The 25,106-nt window shown below is 65.1% G+C and carries 22 protein-coding genes; 6 read left to right on the top strand and 16 right to left on the bottom strand.

The features are described from left to right. Positions 1–16: 16 nt before the first annotated feature. The 9 genes from dnaG to ybiB form a co-directional block, all read right to left on the bottom strand. Positions 17–1,813, bottom strand: a complete 1,797-nt coding sequence (gene dnaG, locus NMB41_RS03825; RefSeq protein WP_494381159.1) for a DNA primase — start codon at positions 1,811–1,813, stop codon at positions 17–19. Positions 1,814–1,927: 114 nt separating this feature from the next. After that, entirely contained in the window at positions 1,928–2,377 is a 450-nt protein-coding gene (locus NMB41_RS03820; RefSeq protein WP_494381158.1) for a GatB/YqeY domain-containing protein, read from the bottom strand. A gap of 133 nt (positions 2,378–2,510) precedes the next feature. Beyond that, complete coding sequence (gene rpsU, locus NMB41_RS03815; RefSeq protein ID WP_005665410.1) at positions 2,511–2,723, bottom strand: 30S ribosomal protein S21; 213 nt, start codon at positions 2,721–2,723, stop codon at positions 2,511–2,513. A 121-nt stretch (positions 2,724–2,844) separates the two neighbouring features. Further along, positions 2,845–4,053 carry a BaiN/RdsA family NAD(P)/FAD-dependent oxidoreductase gene (locus NMB41_RS03810; protein WP_494381157.1) on the bottom strand — a complete coding sequence of 403 codons (1,209 nt, stop codon included), beginning with the start codon at positions 4,051–4,053 and terminating at the stop codon, positions 2,845–2,847. A gap of 95 nt (positions 4,054–4,148) precedes the next feature. Continuing rightward, positions 4,149–6,734, bottom strand: a complete 2,586-nt coding sequence (locus NMB41_RS03805) for an MSCRAMM family protein (RefSeq protein WP_494381156.1) — start codon at positions 6,732–6,734, stop codon at positions 4,149–4,151. Between the two features lie 34 nt (positions 6,735–6,768). Beyond that, complete coding sequence (locus tag NMB41_RS03800) at positions 6,769–7,626, bottom strand: fimbrial biogenesis chaperone (protein ID WP_494381155.1); 858 nt, start codon at positions 7,624–7,626, stop codon at positions 6,769–6,771. A gap of 55 nt (positions 7,627–7,681) precedes the next feature. Then, on the bottom strand, positions 7,682–8,164 hold the full coding sequence (locus NMB41_RS03795) for a DUF4402 domain-containing protein (RefSeq protein ID WP_494381154.1): 483 nt from the start codon (positions 8,162–8,164) through the stop codon (positions 7,682–7,684). 33 nt (positions 8,165–8,197) lie between these two features. Continuing rightward, positions 8,198–8,728 (bottom strand): DUF4402 domain-containing protein, encoded by a 531-nt coding sequence (locus NMB41_RS03790; protein ID WP_494381153.1) that lies wholly within the window; start codon positions 8,726–8,728, stop codon positions 8,198–8,200. Positions 8,729–9,266: 538 nt separating this feature from the next. Further along, the gene (ybiB, locus tag NMB41_RS03785; RefSeq protein ID WP_494381152.1) at positions 9,267–10,238 is read right to left on the bottom strand and encodes a DNA-binding protein YbiB; all 972 of its coding nucleotides are present in this window, start codon (positions 10,236–10,238) and stop codon (positions 9,267–9,269) included. Between the two features lie 107 nt (positions 10,239–10,345). On the opposite strand from ybiB, the gene NMB41_RS03780 reads away from it, so the two are divergent. The 3 genes from NMB41_RS03780 (at position 10,346) to NMB41_RS03770 (ending at position 13,477) form a co-directional block, all read left to right on the top strand. Further along, the gene (locus NMB41_RS03780; RefSeq protein ID WP_494381151.1) at positions 10,346–11,413 is read left to right on the top strand and encodes a 3-deoxy-7-phosphoheptulonate synthase; all 1,068 of its coding nucleotides are present in this window, start codon (positions 10,346–10,348) and stop codon (positions 11,411–11,413) included. A gap of 69 nt (positions 11,414–11,482) precedes the next feature. Then, a complete protein-coding gene (tsaD, locus tag NMB41_RS03775) occupies positions 11,483–12,523 on the top strand; it encodes a tRNA (adenosine(37)-N6)-threonylcarbamoyltransferase complex transferase subunit TsaD (protein ID WP_494381150.1) in 1,041 nt (346 codons plus the stop codon). Positions 12,524–12,622: 99 nt separating this feature from the next. Then, positions 12,623–13,477 carry an endonuclease/exonuclease/phosphatase family protein gene (locus NMB41_RS03770; protein ID WP_494381149.1) on the top strand — a complete coding sequence of 285 codons (855 nt, stop codon included), beginning with the start codon at positions 12,623–12,625 and terminating at the stop codon, positions 13,475–13,477. Between the two features lie 145 nt (positions 13,478–13,622). On the opposite strand, the gene NMB41_RS03765 is transcribed toward NMB41_RS03770, so the two are convergent. The 3 genes from NMB41_RS03765 to NMB41_RS03755 form a co-directional block, all read right to left on the bottom strand. Next, entirely contained in the window at positions 13,623–14,285 is a 663-nt protein-coding gene (locus NMB41_RS03765; protein WP_494381148.1) for a DsbA family oxidoreductase, read from the bottom strand. 101 nt (positions 14,286–14,386) lie between these two features. After that, positions 14,387–15,007, bottom strand: coding sequence for a glycerol-3-phosphate 1-O-acyltransferase PlsY (gene plsY / locus NMB41_RS03760; RefSeq protein ID WP_494381147.1), 621 nt, complete (start codon positions 15,005–15,007; stop codon positions 14,387–14,389). 66 nt (positions 15,008–15,073) lie between these two features. Continuing rightward, a complete protein-coding gene (locus NMB41_RS03755) occupies positions 15,074–15,565 on the bottom strand; it encodes an aminoacyl-tRNA deacylase (protein ID WP_494381146.1) in 492 nt (163 codons plus the stop codon). A gap of 38 nt (positions 15,566–15,603) precedes the next feature. Here NMB41_RS03755 and NMB41_RS03750 point away from each other — a divergent pair, with 38 nt between their 5' ends. After that, positions 15,604–16,578 (top strand): endonuclease/exonuclease/phosphatase family protein, encoded by a 975-nt coding sequence (locus tag NMB41_RS03750; protein WP_494381145.1) that lies wholly within the window; start codon positions 15,604–15,606, stop codon positions 16,576–16,578. Here NMB41_RS03750 and NMB41_RS03745 read toward each other — a convergent pair. Beyond that, the gene (locus NMB41_RS03745; protein ID WP_494381144.1) at positions 16,559–18,649 is read right to left on the bottom strand and encodes a putative bifunctional diguanylate cyclase/phosphodiesterase; all 2,091 of its coding nucleotides are present in this window, start codon (positions 18,647–18,649) and stop codon (positions 16,559–16,561) included. The two genes, NMB41_RS03750 and NMB41_RS03745, sit on opposite strands and share 20 nt — an antisense overlap. Positions 18,650–18,965: 316 nt before the next feature. Here NMB41_RS03745 and NMB41_RS03740 point away from each other — a divergent pair, with 316 nt between their 5' ends. Together NMB41_RS03740 and NMB41_RS03735 are read left to right on the top strand one after the other, a co-directional pair. Beyond that, positions 18,966–20,183 (top strand): efflux RND transporter periplasmic adaptor subunit, encoded by a 1,218-nt coding sequence (locus NMB41_RS03740; RefSeq protein ID WP_494381143.1) that lies wholly within the window; start codon positions 18,966–18,968, stop codon positions 20,181–20,183. Between the two features lie 2 nt (positions 20,184–20,185). Then, positions 20,186–23,305 (top strand): efflux RND transporter permease subunit, encoded by a 3,120-nt coding sequence (locus NMB41_RS03735; protein WP_494381142.1) that lies wholly within the window; start codon positions 20,186–20,188, stop codon positions 23,303–23,305. A gap of 81 nt (positions 23,306–23,386) precedes the next feature. Here NMB41_RS03735 and NMB41_RS03730 read toward each other — a convergent pair whose 3' ends face one another. From NMB41_RS03730 to NMB41_RS03720, 3 genes are all read right to left on the bottom strand, one after another. Continuing rightward, positions 23,387–23,581, bottom strand: coding sequence for a hypothetical protein (locus NMB41_RS03730; RefSeq protein WP_494381141.1), 195 nt, complete (start codon positions 23,579–23,581; stop codon positions 23,387–23,389). A gap of 69 nt (positions 23,582–23,650) precedes the next feature. Beyond that, positions 23,651–24,553, bottom strand: a complete 903-nt coding sequence (xerD, locus tag NMB41_RS03725) for a site-specific tyrosine recombinase XerD (RefSeq protein ID WP_494381140.1) — start codon at positions 24,551–24,553, stop codon at positions 23,651–23,653. After that, the gene (locus NMB41_RS03720; protein ID WP_494381139.1) at positions 24,526–25,050 is read right to left on the bottom strand and encodes a methylated-DNA--[protein]-cysteine S-methyltransferase; all 525 of its coding nucleotides are present in this window, start codon (positions 25,048–25,050) and stop codon (positions 24,526–24,528) included. The genes xerD and NMB41_RS03720 overlap by 28 nt, the downstream gene beginning before the upstream one ends. Positions 25,051–25,106 lie beyond the last annotated feature (56 nt).

Below are 25,106 nucleotides of genomic sequence, written 5' to 3'. Positions count from 1 at the left end.
ACTTTGTAACACACCCTTATCGGGGGCTCATCTCAGCAGCAGCTTCGCGGGCCAAGAGGTCCTGCTGAGCTGTGATTTCACGATAGCGAGCGCTCACCTGATCTGGGGTCAGCCCCTTGGAAAACAACTGGTTCAACTCCTGTTTTAGTGCATCCATCTTGATTTGCCTCACTGCACTCGACAACCAGACGCGGTCGGCATCGGGGTCTGATTCCGGCTCGGATGCGATCTCGGCAATGATGCGGTCGTAGTCGCTGCCGCCCTCTTTCAGCTGCTCGGACAGTGCCGCGAAGTTGCCGTATTCACCCAGAGCCTGGGCAATACTCACCAGGTAACGCAAAGCATCGGCCGAGTCTTGCCCGAAATGGTCGAACGCTTGTAGCGCGGCTTCGTCGAAGTTCAGCGACAGCGCCGGATGCGCGACCAGGATGCGCACGATCTGCAGCTCGAGGCCGACCGGCTCCGGCCGTCCCTGGCGCGGCGGCGCTTTTCTCGCGACCGATACCGGCTTGGACAGTTCGAACAGCGATTCGATCTCGGCCGGCGACGATTCCGTGATGCTGGCCAAACCGCGCACGATCTGCAGGCGCAGCGAGGTGGGTGTCATCGACTGCAGCAGCGGCTTGGCGTCGTACTGGGTCGCGGCGCGGCCTTCCGGCGTCGATAAATCGTGTTCGCCCGTGACTTCGCGCAGCAGGAATTGCGAGAGCGGCATCGCGTCGTTGATTTCCTGGGCAAACGCATCGCCGCCGAATTCGCGCACGAAGCTGTCGGGGTCATGCTTTTCCGGCAAGAACAGGAACTGGATGGTCTTGTTGTCGGATACCTGCGGCAAACAGGCCTCGAGCGCACGGCGCGCGGCGCGGCGGCCAGCCTTGTCGCCATCGAAACTGAAGATGACGTTGTCGGTCTGGCGCAGCAGCTTTTGCACGTGGGTACTGGTGCAGGCGGTGCCGAGGGTCGCCACCGCTTGCGGGAAGCCCAGTTGGGCCAGCGCGACGACGTCCATATAGCCTTCCGTCACCAGCACATAGCCGGCGTCGCGGATCGCCTGGCGCGCTTCGAACAGGCCGTACAGCTCGAGTCCCTTCTGGAACAGCGGGGTTTCCGGCGAGTTCAGGTATTTCGGTTCACCGCTGTCGAGCACGCGGCCGCCGAAGCCGATCACCTGCCCTTTCGTATTGCGGATCGGGAACATGATGCGTTCGCGGAAACGGTCGTAGCGTTTCTTGTTGCTGCCGTCCTCGTCCACCTTGTCGATGACGAGGCCGGACTCGACCAGCGCCAGCGCGTCGTAATCGGAGAACACGGTGCGCAGGTTGTCCCAGCCCGATGGCGCGTAGCCCATGCCGAAGCGGGCCGCGACTTCGCCGGTCAGGCCGCGGTTCTTTAAATAGCTGATGGCGTTCGGCGCGCTTTTGAGCTGGGCGCGGTAGTAGTCGCAGGCCTGGCTGAGCGCTTCGCTCATCGATTGCGACTGCGCCTGCTGGGCGGCGCGCTGCAGCGGCGGGATCTTGTCGTCGGCTTCGGGCACGACCATGCCCACGTTCTGGGCCAGGTCCTTGACGGCATCGACGAAACCCATGCCCGAGTATTCGATCAGGAAACCGATCGAGGTGCCATGGGCGCCGCAACCGAAGCAGTGATAGAACTGCTTGGTCGGGCTGACGGTGAAGCTGGGGGACTTTTCGCTATGGAAAGGACACAGCCCCATGTAATTGGCGCCGCCCTTTTTCAGCTGGACGTAGCGCCCAACGACGTCGACGATGTCGACGCGGTTGAGCAGATCGGTAATGAAGGATTGCGGAATCACGTAAGAGGCTTGAGTCGTGTTTGTCTAAGGTCAGACTATACCGCAGCGCTCGCAGTAAATTGATTTACAACAAGCCCGCGCGAGACCAGCTCGTTCGGGCCCGGTTGTGTTGCATCAGGCGCCGGACAGGGCCTTCTTGACCAGGCTCGACACGACCGTCATGTCGGCGCGGCCAGCCAGCTTCGGCTTGACGATGGCCATGACCTTGCCCATGTCCTGCGGACCGGCGGCGCCCGAGGCAGCCACGGCAGCAGTGACTTCAGCAGCGATTTCTTCGTCCGACAGGCCGGCCGGCATGTAGGTGGCCAGCACTTCCAGTTCGGCCTTCTCGATGTCGGCCAGGTCCTGGCGGTTGCCGGCTTCGAACTGGCTGATCGAATCCTTGCGCTGCTTGATCATCTTTTCGACGATGGCGACGGTTTGATCGTCGTTCAGCTCGATCTGTTCGTCGACTTCCTTGCGCTTGATGTCGGCCAGGATCAGGCGGATCGTGTTGAGCTTGCCGGCTTCCTTGGCGCGCATTGCCGCCTTCATGTCGTTGGTGATTTGTTCTTTCAGGCTCATGGCTTCTCCGAATCGATGGGGGCAAACAACAAAACCCGCCGGGGTAACAACCAGGGCGGGTTCACAGGACTTCCTAGCGGCTGCCGGGACGAGCCTTTTGCTCTGTCACCGGTACAAGCCCGGCTGGACAGTCTTAGTACAGTTTCTTAGGCAGCTGCTGGCTGCGGATGCGCTTGTAGTGACGCTTCACGGCAGCGGCCAGCTTGCGCTTGCGCTCTGCGGTTGGCTTTTCGTAGAACTCGCGTGCGCGCAGTTCGGTCAGCAGACCGGTTTTTTCGATGGTGCGCTTGAAGCGACGCATTGCGACTTCGAACGGCTCGTTTTCTTTAAGGCGGATAGTGGTCATGTAAAAATGAAACCGTTGGATTTAGGAAGAACGAAATTCTAGCAGCTTTTAAGGAGCAGTGGAAGAGATTACGCCGGTGTGATGAATTTAATACAGGGTATGCATGGGCTGCGGGAAGACTTTATACACTCTGGCCGGCGACGTAACCCGACGCCCAGGCCCACTGGAAATTATAGCCCCCAAGCCAACCGGTGACGTCGACGGATTCGCCGATGAAGTAGAGGCCAGGGACGTCCTTGACCATCATGGTTTGCTGCGACAGCGCACGCGTGTCGACGCCGCCCAGGGTTACCTCGGCCTTGCGGTAGCCTTCGGAGCCGGTCGGGACGATGGCCCAGCGGTTGATGGCGTCGCCGAGCTTGCGCAGCTTGGCGTCGGGCATGTCGGCCAGGCGGGCGTCGAGCGCGAGGCCGTTGGCGGCCACCAGGCTTTCGACCAGGCGCGCCGGCAACCATTGGGTCAGCACGTTGCCGAGCTGTTTTTTCACCGTCGTCTTCGAGCCGATCAGCTCTTCGGCAACATCCATTTCCGGCAGCAGGTTCACGACGATCGGCGTGCCCGGCTCCCAGTAGCTGGAAATCTGCAGGATGGCGGGGCCGGACAGGCCGCGGTGGGTGAACAACAAATCTTCGCGGAACAGGCCGCGCCTGGCGTTCTTGCCCTTGCCGGAACCGGTGGAGACTTCCACCTCGAGCGCGATGCCGGCCAGCGGCGCGAACGCCTCCCAGCTCGGGCCGTCGAAGGTCAGCGGCACCAGGCCCGGGCGCGTCTCGACCAGCGGCAAACCGAACTGGGTGGCGATGCGGTAGCCGAAGTCGGTGGCGCCGATTTTCGGGATCGACAGGCCGCCCGTGGCGATCACCACGCTCTCGGCCTCGATGTCGCCGTGATCGGTGGCGACGGTGTAGCCGTCGGCCTCTTTCGTGATTCCGTGCACCTGGCAGGGCATGCGCCAGTTGACTTCGGCGGCGCTGCACTCGGCCTTCAGCATGGCGATGATCTGCTCGCTCGAATCGTTGCAGAACAGCTGGCCGCGGTGTTTTTCGTGGTAGCCGATGCGGTGCTTTTTCACCAGCGCGAGGAAGTCCTGCGCCGTGTAGCGCGACAGCGCGCTTTTACAGAAATGCGGGTTCTCGGACAAAAAGTTTGCCGGCCCCGCGTTGATGTTGGTGAAATTGCAGCGTCCGCCGCCGGAGATGCGGATTTTCTCGGCCAGCTTCTCGGCGTGGTCGATCAGCACCACGCGCTTGCCGCGTGCGCCGGCGATCGCCGCGCACATCATTCCGGCCGCGCCTGCGCCGATTACCGCTACATCGAATTGTTTTGCCATGAGCTGCTGCCGCCAGATTCAAACCCGCCATTGTAAACGTTCGCACCTATGCTGCGTGGCGGGCCGCCAAATCGAGCGGCGGCAAACGACACCCCTCAAGCGTCGTCCGGGCCGCGCACGTGGAGGTCGCGGCCATTGAGCACGGTGCCGTCGCGCTTGATCGTGATGATGTGCATGCCCGTGTCCTGCAGGCCCAGGCGCTTGAGCTGGCTCTTGGCAATGCGCAGCAAATACTCGCCGGGGTAGATGCCGGTCATGACGTAATAGCCATCGGCGGCGCTGGTCATGGTGCTGACCACCTTGCTGGTCGCATCGACCAGTTCGAGCTGCAGGTCGCCCATCGGGCGCCGCACGTTCTTGCTGATCAAATAGGTAGTGCCGTCGACCTCGCCGGTGACGCTGACGGCGAAATCGACCTGGCTGACCTTGCCCGGGCGCGGCACGATCCGCACGCCAGGCAGCTTCGACTGCCACTGCGGGTCCTCCAACGTGTTCGGGTCGATCCCGATGTCGGTGTGCTGGTTGGCCGGCAAGCGAGCGAGCCAGGCCAGGCCGCTCGCGTCGGTGCGCACGCCATAGTGGGCGCCGTTGACGACGAAGCCGGCGCCTGCGATCCCCTCCTCGTCCTCGTCCATGGCGCCGTTCAGGTTTTTGTCGAGGAAGACGCGCAGCGAGGCCGCGCCCGTGTTCGCCATCGGCTGGGCCTCCCGTAACAGGCGCCTGCTGCGCGGCTCCAGTCCCATCGCCATGAACAGCTGCACGCCGACGCCGTACTGGTGCTCGCTCGAATAATAGCCGCTCACCCCGAGGCCGAAACTGCCCAGGCTTTTATTGAGCGAACCGGTCGCGCGCACTTCGCCGTCCTGGAACATGCGCGCCACGCCCAGGTTGAACAGGTAGCCGTCGGGCAGGTACCAGTCCGCCGAGACGGCCGCGCTGCCCAGCTCGGCCTCGGGCGCCAGGGCGTATTGCAGCTGGCCGGTCAGGCCGATGCCGGCGACCCGGCGGCTCACCTGCAGCAGTCCGTCGGTCCGCTTGTAGCCGCCCTGCCATTGCCAGCGCAGGGCGTTGCTGACGGCCGTGCCGTTGCGGTAGGCCGACAGGCGTGCCTGGACTTCCCGGTTCTCGAGGCCCGATGCAAGCACGTCGCGCCGTCCCTGCAGCGACAGCGGGAAGAGGTTGGCGCTCCCAAACGCAAGCACGCCCTCGGCGCGCACTTCGTCGCGGCTGCGCACAGGGTCGCTGATGTTGGTAAAAAATTCGCTGGCGAAGCCGTCCAGGCGGGCGTGGCTGGCCGACAGCGCGACATTGCCGACACGCGTCTTCAGGGCGAGCTGGGCCAGGCTGCCGCCGTCATCGGCCTTGACCGCATCAAAGGTCAGGATGACGTCGCGCCAGTAGCTGCGCAGGCCGAGGTTGGCATAGCTGCGCGCGGTATCGAACAAGGGCACGCGCTGCCAGCCGCCGGTGAGGTTGAGGTGTTCGCTCATGCCCCATTCGAACTGGGACAGCACGCGTTCGCGCCCTTCCTCGTCGCGGTGCGCGGCCAGGTCGTAGAACAGCGCGCCGCGCGGCAGCGCCGACTGCTCCAGCAGGAAGGACTGCCGCTCGACGCGCGACTGTCCCAGCGGGCCATGGAACACGAGCCGGAATTCGTTCGGGCCGTAAGCCAGCGGCTGGTCGGCAAAGCTGTACTTGCCGTTCGGCCCCGACTGCTGGACACCCACCAGCGCCTCGTTGTAGTACAACTCGACATCCCAGCCGGGCGGCAAATCGCCCTGCAAGGTGTGGCGGTCGAAGCTGGTGGGCTGGTCGAGCGGACGGTTGCTGAGCGCGACGCCGTTCCCGGTCGGGCTGGAGAACGAGATGTTGGCCACGCCGGGCAGCGGCACGCTGCCGAACAGCGCGGTGCGCGCATGCAGCGGGCCGAGCAAGCCGCCGTCCGGGTCATTGCGCCCCAGCGTCAGGCGGATTCCGGACGAGGGATCGTGGCGGTTGCGGCTGGCGTACAGGGCCGCTTCCATGCCCAGCAAATCGGTGGTCAGGTAGCCGGTGTAAAACGCCTCCGACCGCGGCCGGCCGCCGCGCTTGTCGAACGAGAACCCGAGCGTCTGGTCGATGAAGGGCACGTCGGCCAGGCGGTAGGGCGTGGCCAGGCGCGGATAGCCGGGATCGATATAGCCGCCGGGCGTGCCCGGCAGGCTGCCGCGCTCGCGCCGCGCCAGGCGCGCCTGCAGCGGCAACTGTTCGCGCGGGCGCACCTTCAGGGTCAGGCTCGACATATCGAGGTCGAGGTCGACCGGCAGCCAGCGCGCCAGCAAGCGGCTGGCGACATAGATCTCGTCCCCTTCCCGCCTCACCTGGGCCGGGTCGAGCGCTTCGCGGCTGCCTGCGATGTCGACCGACTTGCCTGCGAGGTCGAGGCTGAAACTGCGCTGCTCGGCCAGGATGTAGCCGCTGGCGCGGCCTTCTCCAGGCGTCACGCGGATCGCCAGGGTCAGGAGGCGCGCCATCTCGCCCAGCGGCAGGAAGACGTCGCGCCCGATCTCGTAGCCGGTGACGGCGTCGGACAGCACCTGGCTGCCGAGGCGCACCTCGAGCAGGACCAGGTTCGCCTCGTTCTTCTTCGCCGGCAGCAGCACCAGCGCGGCGAGAACTATGCCTATTCGGAGTGATTGCATGGACCGCGGAGGCGGTTGAGCCGCCTCCTGCACCTCAAGGCAGGGCCAGGCTGGCTTGCGCCAGCAGCTTGCCGCCGGCCTCGGGCCGGTCGCGGTAGCTCACGTCCAGCGTGCCCCCGGCCAGCGCCAGGCCGGCCGGCACCTGCAATGGCAGCGTCGCCTTGCGCACGCGGTTCGGGGTGTACACGGCAATGCCGCCAATCTGGGCCAGGCTATGGGTCTTGCCGTTCCTGGTGAAAGTGACGCTGACATCGCCATACACCGAGCTGCCGCCTTCGCGCGCGAACTCGAGCGCGAGCTGTGGACGCCGGGCCTCGTCCTGCTGCAGGGCCAGGCCGGCCAGGCTCACGCCCGCGCTGGGGGCGCCGTGGCGCACGATGACCGGGACCGACGCGCCGACGAGCGCGTTGAGCACCACGCCGATCCCGGCGCTGCCCGCCGCCTGGTTCTCGATGCTGGCATTGCCCTCGACCTCGGGCAGTTTGTCGAACTGCAGGTGCGAGCGGTACTCACCCTCGGCCAGCTCGGCGGGTTTGCGCAGCATCACACGGACCGTCTGGGCGGTCCCGGGGAGCAAGGTGACCTGGCGCGGCGAATAGCGCAGCATCTCGTCGGCGAAGCGTTCGCCATCCTGCGCTGTCTCGGCCGGCTCGAACTGGCCGGCCTCGGTCATGCGGCGGTTGACCAGCGAAATGCGGTAGCTGGCCGGCTTGGTGCCCGTGTTGATCAACTCGATCTGCGCGGCGCGCGCGTTCTTGTCGAACACGATGCGGGTCGGATGCAGCATCAGCTCGGCGTGGGCGGGCAGCAAGGGCGCCAGCAGCAGGCAGGCAGCCAGGGCACGCTGCGCCAGGCGTGTGGCGGTAACGGAGGCGAAGCAGGAAGAAAACATGAGGGGATCCTTTCACGACGCTACGCCGACGTGGCGCTGGCGATGGTGGATGGGGTTACTGGTAGTTGACGGTGACGTTGAACGTGCCGGAATACGTACCGGGCGCCTGGTTCGGCGCCACAACGAGAGTCGCACCGACCGACATCGTCATCGGCGTCTGGACCGACCCGGTTGACGCGGGCGTGCTGACGAAATTGTTGACGGCCATGCTGTTGGTACCGCTGTTGAGCCTGATGCTGCCGTTGGCCGGTATGGTGATGATGACGGCGCTCTTGTTGCCGCTGGCGCGGATGGCATTGAAGCTGGCCTGGCCGACAGTCGGGGAATTGAGCAGGACGACGGCGCCGGTGCGCGAGCGCGCGCCGTTCGGAGCGAGGATCACGGTACCGCCGGCGCCGGCGACGAAGCGGCCAAAGTCGAGACCCCGGGTATTGCTCAGTGTGAGCTGCTGGGCGAGCGCATGGCGAGCGGGGGCAGCGAGCAGCGCCAGCGCGGCGATGCTCGCGACCCCGATGAAACGGTAACGGCTTACCAGCATGATCAAGAACGGACCGCGCCGCTACCCCTGCCCTTAGTTGTAGTCGACAGTCGCGGTCACGGTGCCGCTGTAGCTGCCCGCCGCCTGGCTGGCAGCGACAGTCAGCACGCCGCCGACGTAGATGCTCTGGGCGCCGCCGGTCAGGGTACCCACGGACACGGTGCCGGAGGTGGACGTGCTGGCGGTCAGGGCGCTGATCGGCGTGAAGGTCATCGAGTTGCTGCCGCCGTCGCTCAGCGGGGTGGCGACGACGCTGATCGAGTAACCCATGCCGGACTGGCCGGTGACGTCGAACTTCGCTGCGCTGGGCGTGCTGGCAACCTCGACCACGCCGGTCGAGGTGCGGGCACCCGCAGGGGTAATCGTGACTGTTCCAGCGGCGGCGGTGGCGGCGAAGCTGCCGAAGGCCAGGTCGGCCGACTTGGCGATGTTGATCGCCGTGATGACGGTGCTGGTCGAGGTGGCCACTGCATTGGCGGCGATGGCGCTGCCCGAGCCGGCGATTGCCAGCGCCAGGACGGCCAGACGGAAGGCGTTCGAGGTGAAGCGGGAGTTCTTGGTCATGCTAGTCATCCTTCAAGTTTTGGAGGACCGGCCCTGGAGCCGGACTTATCTAATAACGAGACCGAACGCGATAGTGTCGGATTAGAACGCTGCCGAATTGCTTTACGGTATCGTTTTGCTATGGTGCAAGAAAATAATATCCCGCTTTTTGCCGTAAATCATTCTTTTGTCAGACAGTTCCTACCTAAATTGTTGTACTTTCAGTCACTAATTGTTAATTCCACATGAATAGACAAGCATGCCTATAGGGCAATGCTAAAAAGTTATGCGTACATACAGCCAATTCATGGGCAAATGAACAACGTTGGGCACAACGGTGTTAAAAAAGGCGCAATAAGAGAAAACTGAAGATTGCAGTTTGTTTGTGTTCATGATCGTTGTTGCAATCCAACATTCGATGCGAAACTGCCACGCCGTGGATCGCAAGCGGGCATGGCGCCGCCCTGAGCGCATGTCGCCTGGCGATTATTGGGTCAGGAAGGTGCTGCCCGCGAACGGGGCAGCGAAGGCATGCAGCCGGGCGATCAGTCCCGGGACATCAGGCAGGGGCGCGCAATGCACGTGCGGCGCGCACGCAAGCGGCCACCTGGGCGAGGATCGAGGGCGGCACCGGCGCCTCGCCGCGCAGGGCACGCGCGATCCAGGCGGCGGTGGCCGCGGCGTCGCGCGCCTCGGGCACCTCGGCCAGCAGGTCGGCCGGCGCATCGCGCTCGACTAGCAGCGTGCGCTGCCCTCCATGGAACCAGTCGATCTGCTGCGCGCGGTGCGGGTTCGCCACCGTCTCCCCTTCGGTGCCGCGCATCAGGAAAGTATCGCCGCGCTCAGGCGCTGCGGCTGTGAGGAAGTAGTCGCCCAGCGCCTGCAGGTACTCCGGATGGGTGTACGAGACCAGGCGCAGCGCCGCGCCCTCGAAGGGCTGCAGGATCTTGACGATGGTATGGGTGGAATTGCGCACGCCGAGGATGCGCCGCAGCGAGAGCATGTGGGACAGGCTGGGCGCGAGCGTCTCGATCGGCATGAAGGCCGGACGGCGCGCATCGAAGGCGTCGTGCACGGCGGCGCTGGTGGAGGCTTCCGCCAGGCCCAGCTCGGCGAGGATTTCAGCGGTGGTGACGCGCCCCGGGTCGCTGCGCACGCCATGCACCAGGGTCGGCACGCCTTCGCGCGCCAGGAGCAGCGCCAGCAGCGGGGTCAGGTTGGCCAGCTTGCGCGCGCCGTTATAGCTGGGTATCAGCACCGGCGCGAATTCGCCGCCGGGCGCGGGCAGCGGCGCGAACGAGACTTCGGCGGCATCCATGAAACCGGCCAGCTCCTCAACCGATTCTCCCTTGATGCGCATCGCCAGCAGGATGGCGCCCAATTCCAGGTCGGAGACGCGCCCCTCCAGCATGGCGCCGTAAAGTGCCGCTGCGTCTTCCCGCGTCATGCTGCGCGCGCCCTTGACGCCGCGCCCGATCTCCTTGATGAAGCGGGCGGCGGGGAAGGGCTTGTTCTGTGTTGTGGTATCCATATCGCCAGCTTACACCCTCATGCATCGTCCCTGCTTTTGCGCTGTTTGCTGCACATAAGCATTTTTGGCGCTACACTCGTTGATCGATTTGTCCAACGGACCGCACCATGCTCATTACGCCAGATATTGAAAATACCAACGTTACCTCGTTCGGGCGCATGCCGACCCCGACCGAGCTGCACGCCAAGCTGCCGATCTCCGAGCGCGCCGCCGCCACCGTCATGAATGGCCGCGCAGCGCTGCGCGACATCCTCGACCGCAAGGATGGGCGCCTGTTCGTCGTCGTCGGACCCTGCTCGATCCACGATCCGGAAGCGGGCCTGGACTATGCGCGCCGCCTGAAAGCCTTGCAGGACGAAGTGGCCGACACCATGCTCTTGGTGATGCGCGTGTACTTCGAAAAGCCGCGCACCACCACCGGCTGGAAGGGCTATATCAACGATCCGTTCATGGACGACTCCTTCCAGGTCGACGTCGGCATGGAACGCGCGCGCCAGTTCCTGATCGATGTGTGCGAACTCGGCCTGCCGACCGCCACCGAAGCGCTCGATCCGATTTCGCCGCAATACCTGGGCGATTTGATTGCCTGGACCGCGATCGGCGCGCGCACCACCGAATCGCAGACCCACCGCGAGATGTCCTCGGGCCTCTCCACCCCGGTCGGCTTCAAGAACGGCACCGACGGCGACGTCAGCATCGCGATCAACGCCGTGCTGTCCTCGGCCAATCCGCACGCGTTTTTGGGTATCAACGACAAGGGCGCGGTCTCGATCGTGCGCACGGCCGGCAATGCCTATGGCCACGTGGTGCTGCGCGGCGGCGGCGACCGCCCGAACTACGACTCGGTCTCGGTCACGATCGCCGAGCAGGCCCTGAAAAAAGCCGGCCTGCCGGCCAACCTGGTGGTCGACTGCTCGCACGCGAACAGCTATAAAAAGCCGGAGCTGCAGCCTTTGGTGATGTCGGACGTGATCCAGCAGATCAAGCACGGCAACCAGTCGCTCGTGGGCGTGATGATCGAGTCGAACATCGTGGCCGGCAACCAGCCGATCCCGGCGGACCTGTCGCAGTTGAAGTACGGCTGCTCGGTGACCGACGGCTGCATCGCCTGGGACGACACGGTGACGATGCTGAGGAATGCGCACAAGGAGCTGCTGGCGCGTCCTCACGCTTGACGGACGCGGGCGGGGGCGGCGCATGTGCTTTACAATGCCTGCTTCCGCTTCCCCCTTCCGGCATTTCCCATGATTGTTCTCGGCGTCGAATCCTCCTGCGATGAAACCGGCCTGGCTCTGTACGATACCGAGCGCGGGCTGCTGTCCCATGCCCTGCATTCGCAGGTCGCGATGCACGAGGAGTACGGCGGCGTGGTGCCGGAACTGGCCTCGCGCGACCATATCCGGCGCGCCCTGCCCCTGCTCGAACAAACCCTGAACGACGCCGGTATCGCCAAGGGCGACATCGACGCCATCGCCTATACCCAGGGACCGGGCCTGGCCGGCGCGCTGCTGGTGGGCTCCTCGGTCGCCTGCAGCCTGGCGCTGGCCCTGGACAAGCCGGTGCTCGGGGTGCACCACCTGGAAGGCCATCTGCTCTCGCCTTTATTGGCGACCGACCGGCCGGCCTTTCCCTTCATCGCCCTGCTGGTCTCGGGCGGCCACACGCAGCTGATGCGCGTGGACGGCGTCGGACGCTATACGCTGCTGGGCGAAACCCTGGACGACGCGGCCGGCGAAGCCTTCGACAAATCGGCCAAGCTGCTTGGCCTGGGTTATCCGGGCGGGCCGGCGATTTCGCGCCTGGCCGAATTCGGCGACCCCGCCGCCTACACGCTGCCGCGCCCGATGCTGCATTCGAAAGACTTCAATTTCAGCTTCTCGGGCCTGAAGACGGCCGTGCTGACGGTGGTGAAGAACCACGAAGAGAAGGTCATCGCGAATATCTGCGAGCAGGACAAGGCCAACATCGCGCGCGGCTTCGTCGACGCCATCGTCGACGTGCTGACCGCGAAATGCGTCAACGCGCTGCGCCACACGGGCCTGAAACGCCTGGTGATCGCCGGCGGCGTCGGCGCCAACGCGCAGCTGCGCGCCTCATTGAATGCGGCTGCGGACAAGCGCAAATTCCGCGTCTACTATCCGGAGCTCGAGTTCTGCACCGATAACGGCGCGATGATCGCCTTTGCCGGCGCCCTGCGCCTGGAGAAGAATCCAGCGCTGGCCACGCGCGATTACGGCTTCAATGTGCGTCCGCGCTGGCCGCTCGACGAACTGGAAGCTGCCTAGTCATTTGTTGAACTTGCAACGCTGACAACGATCCTACCGTGTGACCGGCCTGCCCCAAACGGTGGCAAACTCTGGCGGTTCAGTTCTGGGAGGTCCTACATGCGCGTTGTAAGCTGGAACATCCACTGGGGTTGTGGGAAGGACGGGCGCATCCGTATTCACGCGATCATCGATGTGCTGCGCAAGCTGAACCCGGACATCATCTGCCTCCAGGAAGTCGCCGCCAATCATCCCGAGCTCGAGGGCAGCGCCACCGCCAACCAGTTCAAGCAGCTGGCGGGCGCCTTTGGCGGTTTTCACGCGGTCGAGCACGCACCCAGCGAAATATACCGCAACAACGTTCCCCGCCTGTTCGGCAACCTGATCCTCTCGAAATACCGCATCACCCAGGCCCAGCGCCACATGCTGCCCTGGCCGGCCGACCCTGGCCGCCCGCCCGGCATGCCGCGCGGCGCGATCGATGTCGTGCTCGATACGCCGGGTTCCAAACTGCGTCTCGTCACTACCCACCTCGAATACCATTCACCGCTGCAGCGCCTGGCGCAAGTGCACCGGCTGCGCGAGCTGCACGCCGAAGCGACCGCCCGCGCGCGGATTTTCGCGGCGCATCCGGAGATGGACGCGCCCTACCAGCTCGGCGAGCGGCCGGCCTCGGCCATCTACTGCGGCGATTTCAACATGGCGCCGGGCGACGCGGATTACCAGGCGCTGCTCGCGCCCGGCATCGATGGCGCGCCGACCCTGGTCGACGCCTGGGGCGAGCGCCACGCCGGGGCCATTCGCGCGCCGACCGCCGGGCTGCACGGCTATCCGTGGCCCGACAAGCCAGATTGCTACGATTATTTCTTCGTCACCGAGGACCTGGCGCGGCGCGTGGCCTCGGTCGAGGTGCAGTCGGAGACGGCGGCCTCGGATCACCAGCCGGTGGTGCTGGAGCTGGTGCCGGGGGCTTGAAGCAGCGCGCGGTTGCCGGAGCTGGTTGAACGCGTGGGCGGCATAGCCGCCCACCCTACGGGTATGCCGGAACGTTTGCAGCAGGATGTAGGGTGGGCGGCTGCGCCGCCCACGCGTTCAACGCACGCGTGAACGGGCGCAAACATCACATCAGCGGCGCATCCGACTGCGCCGCAATCTCCCGCAGCGCGCGCTCGAACACTTCCGGCGGCTGGCCGCCCGAAATCAGGTGGCGCTGGTTGATCACGACCGCGGGCACCGAGCGGATGCCGGCGCGCTGGAAGAACTGCTCGGTCTCGCGCACTTCGTCGGCGTATTCGCCGGTCTCGAGAACCCGCTGCGCCTCGGCGGTGTCGAGGCCGACCTGGCCGGCCACGCGCACCAGCAGCTCGCGCGAGCTCGGGTCTTCGGCGTGGGTGAAATAAGCCTCCAGCAGCGCCAGCTTCAACGCGTGCTGACGGCCCTGCGACTCGGCCCAGAACAGCAGGCGGTGGGCGTCGAAGGTGTTGTAGATGCGCCCGCGGCGCGCCATGTCGAAGCTGAAGCCAACCGCTTCGCCGCGCTGGCGGATCTGTTCGCGCGAGGCGATCTGCTGCTCGAGCGTGGCGCCGTATTTTTCGGTGATGTGTTCGACGATGTCCTGGCCTTCGGGACCCATGTCGGGATTGAGTTCGAAGGGCTGGAAGTGGATCTCGGCGCTGACGTCGGGGGCGACCTTGGCCAAGGCCTGTTCGAGTGCCTTGAGACCGATCGCGCACCAGGGGCACGACACGTCCGACACGAAATCAATCCTCAATTGCTTGCTCACGTTGTACCGCCTTCCTCATGGGGCGCCGGCGCAGGAAGCGCCGGCTTTGGCCCGATATGGGGATGCTTGTGAAGGAATCAACGGGGCCGGCCTCCCGGGACTTAGTTCTTCTTCGCGCCGGCGGCCTTGCTGCCGATCCGCGATTCCTTGCCGGCGATGAGGTTGGCGATGTTGGCGCTGTGGCGCCACAGCAGGAGCGAACTCATGGCGACGACGGCGAACAGGATTTCGTTCACGCCGAACAGCAGACCGTAATAGAACGGGGCGAACACGGCCGCGATCAGTGCGGCCAGCGACGAGTAGCGGAAGGCGTAGGCCACCACCAGCCAGGTCACCAGGGTGGCCAGGCCCAGCCAGACATTCAGGCCGAGCAGCACGCCCAGCGCCGTGGCGACGCCCTTGCCGCCGACAAAACGGAAGAAGACCGGCCACAGGTGGCCCAGGAAGACGGCGATCGCGACCAGGGCGATGCCGGCGTCGTCGAGGCCGTAATCCGGGCCGATGTTGATCGCCAGCCAGACGGCCAGCCAGCCCTTGGCGCCGTCGCCGAGCAGGGTCGCGATGGCGGCTTTCTTGCTGCCGCTGCGCAGGACATTGGTGGCGCCCGGGTTTTTCGAGCCATAGGTGCGCGGGTCCGACAGGCCGAACAGGCGGCTCATCACGACGGCAAACGAAATCGAGCCGATCAAATAGGCTGCGACGGTGAAAATCAAGGTGCTCATGTTGTCTCTCTGTTATTTCCCTCTAACGGGCTCGTGAATATACACCAGCCCGCACCCCGGCGGTAGTCAGTCGGCCAGCGCGCACTGCACCGGTTTGGCGCCGAGCACCCCGGTCAGCACCGCAGGGGCGATGCCGACCAGATAGCCGCGCCGGCCGCCGTTGATGTAGATCTTTTCCAGGGCGAGGATGGATTCCTCCACATACACCGGCATCGCCTTGCGCGTGCCGAAGGGCGAGGTGCCGCCGATCAGGTAGCCGGAATGGCGCTGGGCGACCTCGGGTTTGCAGGGTTCGACCGACTTGCAGCCGATCGCGCGCGCCAGGTTCTTGGTCGAGACCTTGCAGTCGCCATGCATCAGGACGATCAGCGGACGCGCCGCCTCGTCCTGCATCACCAGGGTCTTGACGACATCGTGCTCGGGGACGCCGAGGGCCTGGGAGGACACCGCGGTGCCGCCGTGCTCCTCGTAGGCATAAGGATGTTCGGAAAAACTGACCGCATGCTTGCGCAGGAAGCTGGTCGCGGGTGTCTCGGACACGTGCTCTTTCTTTGCCATGCGTGATACGCTAAACACTGGAATAAAGGGTTTCTATTATGCAGCAAGAAATACGCTTTGCCACCTTCAACGTATGCAACCTGGCGCCGCCCGGCGTGAAGCTGTACGACAACTTGCTGCCCACGACGCCCGAAGAATACGAGGCCAAGCTGAACTGGACCGCGCACCAGGTCGACCTGCTCGACGCCGACGTGATCGGCTTCCAGGAGATCTTCTCGCAGGCGACCCTGAAGGAAGTGCTGGCGCGCACCAGACGTTACCGCGAAGCCTTTCACCTCGGCTTCGACCCGGACCCGGCCGCGATGCGCCTGACGCCGAGCGTGGCCCTGGTCTCGCGCCTGCCTTTGTCCGGCCCGGCGCAGCCGATGATCGAATTCCCGCACGGTATCGAGCTGCCGGCGGGCAGCCGCGACGCCGCGCGCTTCACCCGCGCGCCGCTGCATGCGGTGGTGACCGTCTCGCCCGATGTGTCGGTGGACGTGGTGGTGGTGCACCTCAAATCGCGCCGTCCCGACTACCGCACCGGCGACACCGGCGAAGACCCGGCCCTGTATGCGCTGGCCTGCCTGCGTTCGCTGATCCGGCGCGGCACGGAAGCTGCCGCACTGCGCGTGCTGATGACGGAAATGGGCCGCGCCAACCGCCGCCCGCGCGTGCTGCTGGGCGACTTCAACGACGTGGCCGATTCGGTGACGACCAGCATCGTGCTCGGGGCCGGCACGCCGCTGGGCGACCGCCTGTACGACGCCAGCCAGGTGCAGCGCCGCGCCGACCACGCGCGCCACCTGGGTTTTTCGAGCGTGCACGAAGGGCATTATTCGACCATCGACCACATCCTGGTGTCGGAAGAATTCAACGGCGCCCTGCCCAACGCCATCGGTGAAGTGATCGACGTGATCTACCTGAACGACCACCTCGACCTCGCGTTGCCGCATGCATCCGACCATGGCCAGGTGCTGGCGCGGATTCGCCTTTACGACGAAGCGCACGGCCTCATGGAGGCAGGGGTGTAGGGTGGGCCGGGCCTCTCCCATCCGAATAAAACCCCTGGTATTCGTCGCAGCCATGCTGCTGCAAATACTGCAGCTGCTCGGCCGTTTCCACGCCCTCGGCAATCACTTTCAGTTTCAGGCTGCGCGCCAGCGCGATGATGGCCGGGATCAGCGCCGCCGCGCCCGGTTCGCTGACGATGTCGTCGATGAAGCTGCGGTCGATCTTGAGTTTCGACAGCGGGAAGCGGCGCAGGCTCGAGAGGCTGGAAAAGCCGGTGCCGAAGTCGTCGATGGTGAGCTGCACGCCGCGTTGGCGCAGGGTGTTGACGGTGGCGAGGATGGCCGCGTCGCCGTGCATGATGGTTTTTTCGGTGATCTCGAGGTCGAGGAAGCGCGGCGCCAGGCCGGAGGCGTGCAGGGCCTCGTCGACATAACGCAGCAGGTCGTTGTGGATGAACTGGACGTTCGACAGGTTCACCGCCACCACCACCGGAAAACCGGCATCGTGCCAGCGCCGCCCTTGCTGGCAGGCCTCGCGCAGCACCCATTGCCCGATCGGGACGATCAGCCCGGACTCTTCGGCCGCCTTCATGAAGGCATCGGGTTTCAATAGCCCCCGCTCGGGATCGCGCCAGCGGATCAGCGCTTCGAAGCCGACCGTGCGGCCGCTGCCGATCTCGATCTCGGGCTGGTATTCGAGTTCGAATTCGTGGTTGGCCAGGGCCCGGCGCAGCCGGCTTTCCATCTGCACGCGCTCGAGCACGCGCGAATTCATCTCCGGGCTGAAAAAGTGGAATTCGTTGCGTCCTGTTTCCTTGGCGTGGTACATCGCCACGTCGGCATTGCGCAGCAGGATCTTCGGGTCGTCGCCATCGCTCGGGCAAATGGCGATGCCGATCGACACCGACAGGTTCAAGGGCCCGGCCGGCGTCGGCAGCGGGCGCGCCACCGACTGCATGATCGTGGCCGCCACATGGGCCGCCTGGTCGACGCCGCCGATATCGGACAGGAGCACCGCGAACTCATCGCCGCCGAGCCGGCTGACGGTATCGACCCGGCGCACGCAGCGCCGCAGCCGGCTGGCGATCTCCTGCAGCACGGCGTCGCCGGCCTCGTGGCCATGGTTGTCGTTGATGCACTTGAAATGGTCGAGGTCGATGAACATCAGGGCGAACTGGCGGCGCTGGCGTGCGACCGTTGCCAGCGCCTGTTCGAGGCGGTCCATGAAGCGGATCCGGTTCGGCAGCCCGGTGAGCGCGTCGTGCTCGGCCTGGTGACGCGCCTGCTCGACCGCACGGCGGCGCTCGCTGATGTCGGTCAGCATGACCATGTAGCTGGTGACCGCGCCACCCTTGTCGATGATCGGCGAGAGCGCCGCGCGGATCGGAATCGTGCTGCCGTCGCGCCGCACGCCGGAGAGTTCGGTTTCCCAGTGCGCATGACCGTCGAGCTGGTCGCGCAGGCGGTCGTAGAAGGCGCGGTCCTGCAAGCCCAGCCGCAGGCTCGGCAGTTCCGCGCCGACGACCTCTTCGGTCGGATAGCCGGTCAGCGCGGTGTAGGCCCGGTTCGCGGCCAGCACGCGGTGATTGCGGTCGACCAGCAGGATGGCGTCGCGCGCATGGTCGAACACCTGGCTCGCCTGGCGCAAGGCGTCTTCGAGTTCCTTGCGCGCGGTGACGTCGACTTCCATGCAGAACACCTGCTGCGTCTCGCCAGCTCCCGGCACCGGGAAATGACTCGAATGCAACCAGCGGCGCCGTCCATCGGGATATTCGACATGCCATTCGCGCGCCTTGACCGACTCGCCGGTGCGCCAGACCGAGGCGATGGTGTCTTCGAATTCCTGTTGCTGGCCGAGGTGCTTGACGAGCTTGCCGAAGGGCTGGCCGATCGCATGGCTCGCGGGAATGCCGGTGAGCTCGGCGCAGGCCTGGTTCCAGAAACGGACGATGCCCTTGCGGTCCTGGCTGTGCACGGCCACTGAAGGGCTGAGCTCGATTGCCGCGACGAAGCGGTACAACCAGTCGAGTACCTCGCGCGCCGGCCCGCCGGGAAAAGCGGACAGGGGCGGCTCGGGCAGTTCGCTGCTCACGGCAGAATCCTTTTCTCGAATGAAACGACGACGTCGCGCGGTTCCGAGCGGTTCATTCTTGCCCCCACCAATGCTATTGCGTTTGCGCAGGCGCAAAGGTATGACACCTGCATAAACGCGCTCTGATGGTAGCGCATTCCGTCCGCTTTTTCTGCACTTCAGCGTCCGGAAACGCCAGCTTGTCGCATTCCGATGGCGCCGCAACTTGTCAATTTCTATAGTCACTACCATGCGCACGGAGCTTCGCTTCACACCAGGTGGAGCACGCGCGCTCCCTATGCCAATAGTGCTTCTAACAATTCGAACAAAGGCCGCCATGAAGATCGAAACCTTGCCGCTCGCCTCCCCCACTCCCCTGAACAAACGGCGCCGCTGGCGCCTGCCCGTCATCGCCCTGGTCGTCGCGGGCCTCGCCGCCGGCGGCTGGTTCGCCTTCCAGGGCAAGGCGCCGCCTGCCGCCGTCGCCGCCGGCAAAAAAACCGAAAAACCCACCGTCTTCGAGCTGGCCAAAAACGACGTCGTCACGGTCGAGTCGCGCGAACTGGCGCTGCGCCTGCCGCTGTCGGGCTCGCTCGCGCCGCTGTCCCAGGCGACCGTCAAATCGAAGGTCTCGGGCGTGGTGCTCGCCACCACCGTGCGCGAGGGCATGGGCGTCTCCGCCGGCCAGGTGATCGCGCGCCTGGACGACGCCGACGCGCGCGCGCGCGTGGCCCAGCAGGCGGCCCTGCTCAAGGAAGCCAATGCGCGCCTGGCCCTGGCAACCAAGAACGAAGCCAACAGCCAGGCCCTGCTCAAGCAGAACTACATCTCGCAAAACTCCTTCGACACGACGCGCAACAGCGTCGAACTGGCGCAGGCGGCAAGCGACGCGGCGCGCGCCCAGCTCGAGTTGGCGCGCATCGCGCTGAACGACACCACCATCCGCGCGCCGCTGTCGGGCGTGGTCAGCAAGCGTTTCGTGCAGGCCGGCGAAAAGCTCTCGCCCGACAGCCCGGTGATGGCCATCGTCGACCTGCAGCACCTGACGCTCGACGCCCAGGTGCCGGCCTCCGACATCCCGCGCGTGCAGGTCGGGCAGGAAGTGCGCTTCAAGGTCGACGGCTTCGACCAGCGCGCGTTTACCGGCAAGGTGGCGCGCATCAATCCGGCCGCCGAAGCGGGCTCGCGCGCGATGCTGGTGTATATCAGCGTCGACAATCGCGATCAGCTGCTGCGGGCCGGCATGTTCGCGAAGGGTGAGATCACGACCGAGAAATCCGGCACGCGTCCGATCGTGCCCCTGGCCGCCCTGCGCAAGGACGGCGCGCGCGACGTCGTGTACCGGGTCGACGGCGGCAAGTTGGTCGCCACGCCGGTCCAGCTGGGCATGCGCAGCGAAGACGAAGGCCTGGCCGAAGTGACGGCCGGCGTGGAAGCGGGCGCGGTGCTGCTGGCGGTGCCGCTCGACGGCGTCAAGCCGGGCAGCGAAGTCAAACTCGCAGGCGCGAAAGCCGCCGCGCCGGTTGCCGCCGCCACGCCTGTCAAGAAAGGCTGACCATGTGGATCACCAAAGTCAGCATCCGCCATCCGGTCTTCGCCACCATGGTCATGGTCGGCCTGATGGTGCTCGGCCTGTTCTCGTACCGCTCGCTCGGCGTGGAAAGCATGCCGAACGTCGAGATCCCCTTCGCCTGGGTCGAGACCCAGTATCCCGGCGCTTCTCCCGAGCAGGTCGAGAACGACGTCACGCGGCCGATGGAAGAAGTCATCAACACGGTCAGCGGCATCAAGAACATCCGCAGCAACTCGTGGGAAGGCCGCAGCGGCGTCTCGATCGAATTCCACATCGCCACCGACATGGACAAGGCGATGCAGGATTTGCGCGACAAGGTGGCGCGCGTGCGCCCCGGCTTCCCGAAAGAGGTAAAGGAACCCTTCGTGATCCGTGCCGACGGCGAAAACCAGCAGCCGGTGGTGCGCCTGTCGGTCACCTCGAACGAGCGCGACATGCGGGCGCTGTCGACGCTGGCCGAACAAGTGATCGTCAAGCGCCTGCAAAGCGTGGCCGGCGTGGGCGAAGTGCGTACCGGCGGCGTGGCGCGGCGCCAGATCCTGGTGCATGTCAAACCCGAACAGCTGCGCAGCCAGAACATCGGCATCGACGAAGTGCTGCGCGCGATCCAGGCCACCAACACGAATCTCCCGGCCGGCAACCTGCAGTATGGCGCGGCCGAGCGCCTGGTGCGGGTCGAGGGCAAGATGAAGGACGCCAGAGAGTTCAACAACATCATCGTCGCGCGCCGCGCCAGCGGTCCGGTCTACCTGTCGCAGGTGGCCGAGGTGGTCGACGGCGAACGCGAAGAGACTTCGGTCTCGCGCGTCAACGGCGTGCGCGCCATTTCGCTCGACATCACCAAGGTGCAGGATGCGAACACGGTGCAGGTCGGCACCGGCATCATGAAGATGGTCGAGCAGCTCAAGAAGACCATGCCGGCCGACGTGCAGTTCCGCGTGATGGACGACCAGTCGACCACGGTCCAGCATCAGCTCGACAACGTGAAACGCACGATCATCGAGGGCGCTATACTCACCATGATTATAGTGTTCCTGTTCCTGCACTCCTGGCGCAGTACGGTGATCACGGGATTGACCCTGCCGATCTCGGTGCTGGCCTCCTTCATCGCGATGCGCTACTTCGGCTTCACGCTGAACTTCCTGACGCTGATGGCGCTCTCGCTGTGCATTGGCCTGCTGATCGACGATGCGATTGTCGTGCGCGAGAACATCGTGCGCCACCTCGGCATGGGCAAGAGCCATCTGCGCGCAGCCGAAGACGGCACCAACGAGATTGGCCTGGCCGTGATGGCCACGACCTTTGCGATCGTCGCCGTGTTCGTGCCGATCGCTTTCATGGACGGCATCATCGGGCGCTTCTTCCTGCAGTTCGGCGTCACCGTGGCGGTGGCGGTGCTGGTGTCTCTTTTTGTGAGCTTCACGCTCGACCCGATGCTCTCGTCGGTGTGGCCGGACCCGGTGAAGGACCGTTTCAAATACGTGCCCTGGCTGGGCCGCGTGATGGCGAAGATCGAGGTCGGCATCGAGCACGTGCACGGCATTTACGGCCGCGTGCTGGCGCTGGCCCTGCGCTGGCGCAAATCGACGCTGGCGCTGGCGCTGGGCATTTTTGTCCGCAGCCTGTTCCTGGTGCCGCTGATCGGCGGCGAGTTCGCGCCCAAGACCGATGACGGCTTCATCCAGATGAAGTTCAAGACCCCGGTCGGCTCCAGCCTGGCCTATACCGACGGCAAAGTAAAACAGGTCGAAGACGCCCTGCGCGCCTACCCGGAAATCGACGCGATCAGCAGCGCCATTGGCGTCTACGAGGGCCACAACAGCGCCCAGGTGATCCTGAAACTGACCGACGTCAAAAAGACCCATCGCCGCTCGCAGGAAGAAATGGAGTCGGTGATCCGTGCGCGCCTGCAGTCGATCGCCGGCATCACGATGTCGGTCGGTAACAAGCCGGTCTTCATCGCGATTCTCGGCCGCGACGAAGCCAAGCTGGACGCCGCCGCGCACAAGCTGATGGACAAGATGAAGGCGATCAAGGGCGTGGCCGATATCGAGTACAGCCAGGAAGGCGCGAACCCCGCGACCGTCATCAAGATCAACAACGAGCTGGCCAGCGACCTGGGCCTGTCGGTGGCCCAGGTCGGCGCGGCGCTGCGGCCCTTTGTCGGCGGCGACCAGATCAGCCAGTGGCTGGCGCCGGACGGGCAGAACTACGAAGTGAACGTGCAGCTGCCGAGGAGTGGCCGCCAGAAGGTGGCCGACCTGGCCGACCTGTCGCTGGCGTCCTCGCGCATGGATGCAAGCGGCAACCCGATCATGGTGCCGCTGCGCCAGGTGGTGGAATTCGTGCCTTCGTTCAGCCCGCAGGTGTTGAAGCGCCAGGCGCTGGAACGCCGTGTGGCGATCTACGCCGGCATCGAAGGCCGTCCCTCGGGCGACGTGAATGCCGACATCAAGAAGGCGATGGACTCGATCGAACTGCCCGAAGGCGTGCGCTTCGACGTCGGCGGCGACGCCCAGCAGATGGCCGAGACCATGGCCAACTTCGGTTCGGCGATCGTGATCGCGATCATCTTCATCTACCTGGTGCTCGCTTCCCAGTTCGGCAGCTTCCTGCAGCCGATCGCGATCATGATGTCGCTGCCGATGTCGCTCATCGGCGTGCTGCTGGCGCTGCTGGCCACGGGCAGCACGCTGAACGTGTTCTCGGTGATCGGCGTCGTCATGCTGATGGGGCTGGTCACCAAGAATGCGATCCTGCTGGTCGATTTTGCGAACCACGGCCAGCGCGAAGGCAAGGCCCAGTTCGCGGCCATCCTGGAAGCGGGCCAGGTGCGCCTGCGCCCGATCCTGATGACGACGCTGGCCATGATCTTCGGCATGCTGCCGATGGCGATCGGCGCCGGCGACGGCGGAGAGACGCAAGCCCCGATGGGCCGCGCGGTGATCGGCGGGGTGATTACTTCGACGCTGCTGACGCTGGTGGTGGTGCCGGTGGCCTACAGCTATCTCGACAGCCTGGGCAAGCGCGCACGCAAGTGGTTCGCCAAGGGCCACGAAGAGATCGCCGAGGTCGTGCAGGTGATCGCCAAGGAAAGCGCGTAGCGCCCGTGGCCGGCGCGGCCACCCATAAAAGCAAAATGCCGCAACGGTTCATCCGTTGCGGCAAATTCGAACTGCTGACAACTACGGCGTCTGCGTCTCCTGCGCATCCGCACTCACCTCGGCCTCGGCATCGTTCGATGCCTCTTCCGTCATGTCCTGCCCTGCTCCCTCGGGATGATGCTTTGCTTCTGCTTTGCGCTTGGCTTTTTCTTCCGCCTTGCGCTTCTTTTCCAGTTCCCTTTGCCGCTTCTCGTAACTGAAGTTAGTTTTGGCCATGATCACCTCGTATGCTTGGTTAATGTGGTGCGCAGCTATTATGACGCAGTTGCGCTTTCAGCATTTGAATTAACCACGTGGATGGTGTTGCGCATGCAAACCCTTCAGGCGCTCGCGCGCAACATGGGTATAGATCTGTGTGGTGGAAATATCCGAGTGTCCCAGTAGTAATTGCACTACGCGCAAGTCGGCGCCATGGTTCAAGAGGTGCGTCGCAAACGCATGGCGCAGCGTGTGCGGCGACAGCGGCGCGCGGATGCCGGCCTTGAGTGCATGCTTCTTGATCAGCACCCAGAACATCTGGCGCGTCATCGCCCCGCCGCGGCTGGTGACGAACAGCGCGTCGTCGACCTGGCCGTTGAGGATGATGCCGCGTCCGTCTTTCGAATAGCGTTCGAGCCAGATGCGCGCTTCGCCGCCGAAGGGCACCAGGCGCGTCTTGGCGCCCTTGCCGGTAATGCGCAGCACGCCATCGTTCAAGCTGAGTTCGACAATTTTCAGGGCCACCAGTTCCGACACGCGCAGCCCGCTCGCGTACATGAGTTCCAGCATCGTGCGTTCGCGCAGGCCCAGCGGCGTCGACACATCGGGCGCGGCCAGCAAGGCTTCCACCTGCGCTTCGCTGAGCGTGTGCACGAAGCGCGTCGGCTGGCGCGCGGTGGCCATTTTCAGGCAGGGATCGCTCGCAATCCGGCTCTGGCGCAGCGCCAGCGCATAGAAGCGCTTCAGTACCGACAGCCGCCGGTTGGCCGTGCTCGGCTTGGTGTCGGGATGGCGCTCGGCGAAATAGCTGGCCAGGTCTTCCGGGCCGGCGCCGAGCAGGCCGCGCCCGGGCCGCGTGGTGTCGAGCCAGGTCGAGAACATGCGCATGTCGCGCCGGTAGGCGTCGAGCGAATTCTTTGCCAGGCCCTGTTCGAGCCAGAGCGTGTCGCAGAACTCGTCGATCAGTCCCAGATCGCCTGCTGCTGCCATGGCGATGCGGTGGCGCCTTCGTGACGCAGCAGCCAGCGTTTCACGGACAAGTGAAAGCCGTTCTCGTCGTCGCTGCTGGCAAAGCCGCCCAGGCCGCCGGCGGCAGTCACACGGTGGCAGGGAATGACGAGCGGGAACCAGTTGGCGCCGCACGCCTGGCCGACCGCGCGCGGGGCCGAGCCGATGTCCTTGGCGATCCTGCCGTAGGTTTTGACGGTGCCGCGCGGGATGGCGCTGATCGCCTCCCAGACGCGTTTCTGGAAGGCGCTGCCGGCCTCGAACAGCGGCAGCTCGAAAATGAAATCAGGGTCGGCCAGGTAGCGCTCGATCTGGCGCGCGGCGGCCTCGGCCACCGGATCCTGGGCGTCCTTTTCGTGGAAGCGCGGCTGGAGGTACACCATCTCGCGCACCCGCGCGTCTTCGGTACGGATGCCGATCGCGCCGAAGGGGGCCGCCACGATGGCGGAAAACAGCTCGCTGCCTTGTTGTGTCGTCATCTCCCTAGTTTACTCCTCGCCGCCACCGGCCACCACCCCCTTTTTTACTCAGGCGT

The organism is Massilia sp. FBCC-B171, from assembly GCF_059134155.1.
This window is presented reverse-complemented; position numbering and strand designations above follow the sequence as displayed.